At 73.3% G+C, this 6,210-nt stretch carries 5 protein-coding genes; 2 read left to right on the top strand and 3 right to left on the bottom strand.

The features are described from left to right. Positions 1-161: 161 nt before the first annotated feature. Positions 162-896: a sirohydrochlorin chelatase gene (locus ABZ887_RS37570; RefSeq protein ID WP_361299956.1), complete on the bottom strand. Its 735-nt coding sequence runs from the start codon at positions 894-896 to the stop codon at positions 162-164. A 154-nt stretch (positions 897-1,050) separates the two neighbouring features. Here ABZ887_RS37570 and ABZ887_RS37565 point away from each other — a divergent pair, with 154 nt between their 5' ends. Beyond that, a complete protein-coding gene (locus ABZ887_RS37565; protein WP_361299953.1) occupies positions 1,051-1,731 on the top strand; it encodes an ElyC/SanA/YdcF family protein in 681 nt (226 codons plus the stop codon). A gap of 99 nt (positions 1,732-1,830) precedes the next feature. On the opposite strand, the gene ABZ887_RS37560 is transcribed toward ABZ887_RS37565, so the two are convergent. Next, positions 1,831-3,147, bottom strand: coding sequence for an AMP-binding protein (locus tag ABZ887_RS37560; RefSeq protein ID WP_361299950.1), 1,317 nt, complete (start codon positions 3,145-3,147; stop codon positions 1,831-1,833). Between the two features lie 814 nt (positions 3,148-3,961). Continuing rightward, a complete protein-coding gene (locus ABZ887_RS37555; protein WP_361299947.1) occupies positions 3,962-4,396 on the bottom strand; it encodes a gamma-glutamylcyclotransferase family protein in 435 nt (144 codons plus the stop codon). Between the two features lie 138 nt (positions 4,397-4,534). Between ABZ887_RS37555 and ABZ887_RS37550 the strand changes: the two genes are divergently transcribed. Next, the gene (locus ABZ887_RS37550) at positions 4,535-6,178 is read left to right on the top strand and encodes a M4 family metallopeptidase (RefSeq protein ID WP_361299944.1); all 1,644 of its coding nucleotides are present in this window, start codon (positions 4,535-4,537) and stop codon (positions 6,176-6,178) included. Positions 6,179-6,210 lie beyond the last annotated feature (32 nt).

Genomic DNA, 6,210 nt, shown 5'->3' with positions numbered 1-6,210 from the left:
CCGTCTACGCCCACGTCCGACTCCGCCTCCAGCGGCAGGCCATCGACACCCTCGGCACCGTGCTGGGCAGCCCGGAGAACACCGAGACGGCGTGACGCCCCTTCAGGGGCGCGGGGAACTGCGCGACAAGCCCCCACGGACCCGCAGCCGCAAACGCACCCCTAGGCGGCTACGGTCACCGGCGTTCCCAGTGCCCGCTCGTAGCGGTGGAGGGTCAGCTCGGCCATCGCGTCGTGGGCTCCCAGCGGGGCCGCCGCGATCCACGGGGCGTGTGCCGCGCACTCCGTCGCGAAGCGGCCCGGGGCCGTGAAGTAGGAGGCGACGGCGATGCGGTGGCGGCCCTTCGCGCGCAGGGCGGTGATCGCCTCCGGGACCGTCGGGGTCGCCGCCGAGGCGTAGGCGGGGACGACCGGGACGCCCAGGCGGGCGGCGAGGAGGTCGGCCATGCGCCCGGTGTCGGCCCTGGCGTCGGGGTCGCGGGAGCCGGCCGCCGCCAGGATCACGGCGCTCGCGGGACGGGGGCGCCAGCCCGCCTCCAGCAGGCGGGCGTGCAGGACGTCGGCCAGCAGGGGGTGCGGGCCCAGCGGGGCGGCGATGCGCGTCCGGGCGTCGGCGGCGGCCGCCAGCTCCGGGATGTCCCGCTTGACGTGGTAGCCGCGGCCGAGGAGGAGCGGGACGAGGACGGCCTCGGTGTTCCCGAGGGCGGCGAGGGTGTCCGGGAGCAGCGGCTCGTTCAGTTCGATGTGACCGAGGTGCACGGACAGCCCGGGGCGCAGCGCGCGCACCCGGTCCATGAGCGTCCGCACGGTGCTGAGCGCGCGCGGGTCGCGGCTGCCGTGGGCCACCAGGACCAGGGCGGGCGGGCCGGGGCGCGGGGAGAGGTCGGTCACCGTCATGCGAGGATCCTCGCCGGGAGAGGTTGCACGCCCGTTGCCTGACCGTCACGAGTCTTTTCGGGCGCATCACGGCACGAACCAGCACGCTGTGAGCGAACCGGAGCGTCCCGCGCTGCGTCCTCCAAGGTCGAAGCCCACAGGGGGGAACAAGCGTATGAAGATCCGCCGGCCGCGACTGCCGCGGACCCGTGCCGGTCGGCGGCACCTGGTGCAGGGCGTGATGGCCGGATGCGTGCTGGCGCTGCTGCCGGCCACCTGGCTGTACGTCTCGACAGAGGGCCGGCTGCGCACGGTGGCGGACGTGCCGCGCACCGACGTCGCGGTCGTCTTCGGCGCGGGCCTGTGGGACGGGGAGCCGTCGCCGTACCTCGCCAACCGCCTGAACGCGGCGGCCACCCTCTACAAGGAGGGCCGTATCAAGGTGGTCCTCGTCACCGGCGACAACAGCCGCAAGGACTACGACGAGCCGGACGCCATGCGCACCTACCTGACCGCGCACGGCGTCCCCGGCAAACGCATCGTCAGCGACTACGCCGGCTTCGACACCTGGGACTCCTGCGTCCGCGCGAAGAAGATCTTCGGCGTGGACCGGGCGGTGCTGATCAGCCAGGGGTTCCACATCCGGCGGGCGGTCGCGCTGTGCGAGGCGGCCGGGGTGACGTCGTACGGGATCGGCGTCGACGCCAAGCACGACGCCACCTGGTACTACGGCGGGACCCGGGAGGTCTTCGCGGCGGGAAAGGCGGCCCTGGACGCGGTCTTCGAGCCGAACCCCCAGTTCCTGGGAAAGAAGGAACCGGGGGTCACCCGCGCCCTGGCCGCGGCGTCGCACTGAGCGCTCCGCTGGAAGCGCCGCGATCTGCCGGCTGCCGACTGCGGCGCCGTCGTGGCTGGTCGCGCAGTTCCCCGCGCCCCTTGCGGGGCGCCGTCGTCCTCAGCGGGTGACCGTCACCGTGCCCGCCGTGCGTTCCGTGCGTTCCCCGGCGAGCCGCAGCAGCGCCCGCGCGTCGGGAATCCCGGGCCGGTCGGCGGCGCGGGCGAGGTGTTCGAGGCCGCCGTCGGGGGTCCAGCGGCCGAGGTCGCGGGTGCGGAACATGGCGCGGCCCTCGCCGAGGAACGGGTCGAGGGCGTACCGCTCGGCGTTCAGGGCGTCGTCGCCGAGGTAGCCGGCCGAGACGCAGTCGCCGCCCGCCCACACCTCGCCCGCCTCGCCCATGGGCAGCGGGCGGCGGTCGGCGCCGAGGACGTACACCGTGCTGTTGGGGGTGGGACGGCCGGTGGCCGGCCGCCCGGCGACCGGCGCGTGGCGGCCCATGGTGGTGACGACGGTCGCCTCGGCCGACCCCCGGCAGTGGAAGAGGGCGGCCCGGCTCGACCAGCGGTCGGCGAGCGGGCGCGGGCAGGATCCCCCGGCGACGGCGACCGCGCGGACGCGCGGGCATGCGTCGGGGTCGATGCCGGACAGCAGGGCCGGGGTGGTGATCAGGACGGTCGCGGTGCGGGCCGCGGCGTCGGTGTCCTTGCCCCCGATGGCCAGGGTGGCGCCGTGGGTGAGGCAGCCGAGGATCTCCCAGGCGGCCAGGTCGGAGGCGATGCCGAGGAGTTGGGCGACCCGGTCGCCGGGGCGGATGCCGAGCCCGCCGGGTTCGGTGAGCAGCAGGTTGGCGATGTTGCGGTGGGTGAGCTTCACACCGTGGCGGCGGCCGGTGGTGCCGGGGACGAAGAGGACGCAGCAGCCGTCGTCGGGGTGCGGGGGCAGCAGCGGCACGGGGCCGGGATCGTGGGGTGCCGGGTCGTCGAGGGCGATCAGCCGGTGGCCGCCGGGGAGGGGGACGCGCGGGGCGTGTTCTTTCTGGGTGAGGATCACCCGGGTGCCGGCGGTACGGATGACGTGGGCGAGCTGGGCCGGTGGTGTGCGGCCGATGTCCTGCGGGACGTAGGCGGCGCCCGCCTTGAGGACGGCGAACAGGCCGACCAGCATCGGGATGGAGCGGCGGGCGAACAGACCGACGTGGTCGCCCGGACGGACGCCCTCGCGGACCAGGCGGGCGGCGAGGGCACCGGCGTAGCGGTCGAGTTCGCCGTAGGTGAGGGTCGCGCCGTGGTGTTCGGCGGCGACGGCATGGGGGTGGACGATCGCATGCCGCTCGATGGCACGGTGGACGAGCGGTTCGTGGACGGGTACGTCGGCGCCGCGGCCGTACTGCCAGAAGAGGTGCTGGTCGCGGGGGGTGAGGTGGCGCAGAGGCATGGCTCGGGGACCTCCTGGCTGGCTCTTTCGAGTGGGGGAGGCCGAGTCCGGGAGCGGCGGGGGCCCGGTCAGGGCGGTGTGTCGAGCGGTATGCGTGGTGTGGGGGGACGGAGTTCTACGGGGTCCTGCGAGGTCGGGCGGGGTTCAGCGAGGTCGGGCGGGATCCTGCGGGGTTCTACGGTCTTGCGGCCCTGCGATCCTGCGGGGCGGCCGACGGTCCTGCGGGGCGGCGGTGGCAGACGACGACTGTAGTCGTGCCCCTTGGCGTCTCAAACGGGGCGGGACCGGCCAACGGGGGTGCGAAATGAGCCACCCGCGGGGTCCTGCGCCACCGGGGCCGCGGCGGACCGGCCGTCGGGGGCGAAGACGGGCCGACGTGGGCGGACGTGGGCCGACATGGGCGAACGTGGGTCGGCACGGGCCGGGACGAGGTCCTGGCCCGGCCGGCGTGGGGCCCGTACCGGCCCGGTTCCGGCGCGGACCGGCCTCGTGCGGGCCCGGTGCCGGGGGCGCCGGTCCGGTATCGGTTCTCACGATGGCTGGGATGCGGCTGGGAGTTGGCCGTTTCGGCCGCGCAACAGGGTTCCGTCACGGGACGTAACACACCGGCAGCACGCTGGGCGACGTGGAGACCGCCTCGACGCCCACCCACACCCGTACCGCGCCCCGCGGTGCGGGATGGTCCTGTCGCCCCTGCCCATCGGGGGGGCGTCGAGGCCTCCGGCACGTACGGCGGGCCGTGAGCCGGCGAGCCCCCGCACCGCCTCCGCACCGCCCCCACGCCGCACCGCCCCGCCCCGCCCGCCTCTGCCCGTCAGCGGTCGGCCAGCCAGTCGCCGCCGTCGATGCGGCGGCCGGCGGCGCGCAGTCTCCCGGCCACGACGGGCCCGGCGACGTACACCCAGGCCCGGACCGCCGCCCCGTCCCGCAGCCGTACGACGTCCCGCGCGACGCGTACGTACAGGCTCGCCGGGTCCTGCGGCACGCACTCCTCCAACTCATCGAGTTCCAGGAGGAGTCGGTCGTACGACTCGGGGCGCGCGGTGACGAGTTCGCCGCGCACCGCCGCCGGCCCGGACTCCTCGACGACGTAGGGATAGCCGGGCCCGTCGTAGAGCAGCGCGCCGTCGAGGCGGCCGGGCTCCTCGGTCCGGGTCCGTCCCCGCAGGAACGCGTCGTGGTTGATCTCGCCGGGGCGGAGCGTGCCGTAGACGAAGAACGGGAGGTGGTGGGGGTCGCGGGTGGTCACAGGAAGGATTCTGCACCCCCTCCGTCTCCACACACATCTCCATGGAGGCGCTATGGACATGACTTGTCATGCCCTCTTAAATCTCAGTCGTCATCAGCGCCACCCCCACGCCTTCGAGGCGCATCTCCAAGGAGACCGATGAGCCGGACCCGGAACACCCGAGTTTCCCGTCTCGCCACCGCCGGCGTCGCCGCCACCACCGCGACCCTGCTGGCCGCCGCGCTCTCCCCCGCCGCCCACGCCGACGCCAGGCCGACCCGGGCCACCGCGATCGCGAACGCGGCGCAGGCACTCGTCCAGCACGCCACCGCCCTGGGCCTCACGTCCGCCGAGGGCACCTCGGTCCGGGACGTGATCGTGGACAAGAACGGTACCCAGCACGTTCGTTACGACCGCACCTACCGGCAACTCCCCGTGCTCGGCGGCGACTTCGTCGTCCACCTCAAGTCGGACGGCGCGTACCGCAGCGCCGACCGCGCGACGCGCGCCAGGATATCCCTCGCCTCGATCGCCCCGGACGTCTCCGCCCCGAAGGCCGCCGACCTCGCGGTGAACGCGCTGCGGGCGGCGAACCTCGGCCACGCGCTGAAGCAGGTGCAGGCCAAGCCGCAGCTGGTCGTCGACGCCCTGCACGGCACCCCGAAGCTGGCCTGGCGCACCAACGCCGTCGGCAAGGACTCGCTCGGCAACCCGGTCGCCCGCACGGTGCTGACGGACGCCCGCACCGGCGCCCAGATCGACGCCTGGGACAGCATCGAGACGGCGACCGGCGACGGCAAGTCGCTCTACAGCGGCACGGTCCCGCTGGAGACGACGCTCTCCGGGTCGTCGTACAACCTCACGGACCCGACGCGCGGCAACACGTTCACCGGGGACGCGGCCAACAAGACCGACCTGTGCATCTTCGGCATCTGCATCAGCCGGGCGCCCAACACGGTGTTCACGGACGCCGACAACCACTGGGGAACGGGCGCCACTTCAGACCGCTCCTCGGCGGCGGTCGACGCCCAGTACGGCACCAACGAGACCTGGGACTACTACAAGAACGTCCACGGCCGCACCGGCATCGCGGGCGACGGCAAGGGCTCGTACAACCGCGTCCACTACGGCAACAGCTACAACAACGCCTTCTGGGACGACAGTTGCTTCTGCATGACGTACGGCGACGGTGACGGGACGACCTTCGGTCCGCTGGTGGCCCTCGACGTGGCCGGCCACGAGATGACCCACGGCGTCACCTCCAAGACGGCAGCGCTGACCTACTCCGGCGAGTCCGGCGGCCTGAACGAGGCGACCTCCGACATCCTCGGCACGCTGGTGGAGTGGTACGCGAACAACTCCTCCGACCTGGGCGATTACCTGATCGGCGAGAAGATCGTCAAGTCCGGCTTCGGCAAGGCGGCGCTGCGGTTCATGGACCAGCCGTCGAAGGACGGGAGTTCGGCGAACTACTGGAGTTCGTCGGTGGGGAACCTGGACGTCCACTACTCCTCCGGCGTCGCCAACCACTTCGCGTACCTGCTGGCGGAGGGCAGCGGCGCGAAGACCATCAACGGCGTGAGCTACAACTCCCCGACGTACAACGGCTCGACGGTCACCGGCATCGGCCGCGACAAGCTGGGCGCGATCTGGTACCGCGCGCTGACGGTCTACATGACGTCCTCGACGAACTACGCGGGCGCCCGCACGGCGACCCTCAACGCGGCAAAGGACCTGTACGGCAACGGCAGCACGGAGTACAACACGGTGGCGGCGGCGTGGAGCGCGGTGAACGTGAACTGAGCGGCACCGCTTCAGGAGCATGACGGCGGCTG

It is taken from the genome of Streptomyces sp. NPDC047061 (assembly GCF_040643955.1).
Classification (GTDB): Bacteria; Actinomycetota; Actinomycetes; order Streptomycetales; family Streptomycetaceae; genus Streptomyces.
This window is presented reverse-complemented; position numbering and strand designations above follow the sequence as displayed.

Bases quoted from the DNA above. Each gene is read 5' to 3' on its own strand.
- ABZ887_RS37565 (WP_361299953.1), top strand. From the start codon at position 1,051: ATGAAGATCCGCCGGCCGCGACTGCCGCGGACCCGTGCCGGTCGGCGG.
- ABZ887_RS37570 (WP_361299956.1), bottom strand. From the start codon at position 896: ATGACGGTGACCGACCTCTCCCCGCGCCCCGGCCCGCCCGCCCTGGTC.
- ABZ887_RS37550 (WP_361299944.1), top strand. From the start codon at position 4,535: ATGAGCCGGACCCGGAACACCCGAGTTTCCCGTCTCGCCACCGCCGGC.
- ABZ887_RS37560 (WP_361299950.1), bottom strand. From the start codon at position 3,147: ATGCCTCTGCGCCACCTCACCCCCCGCGACCAGCACCTCTTCTGGCAG.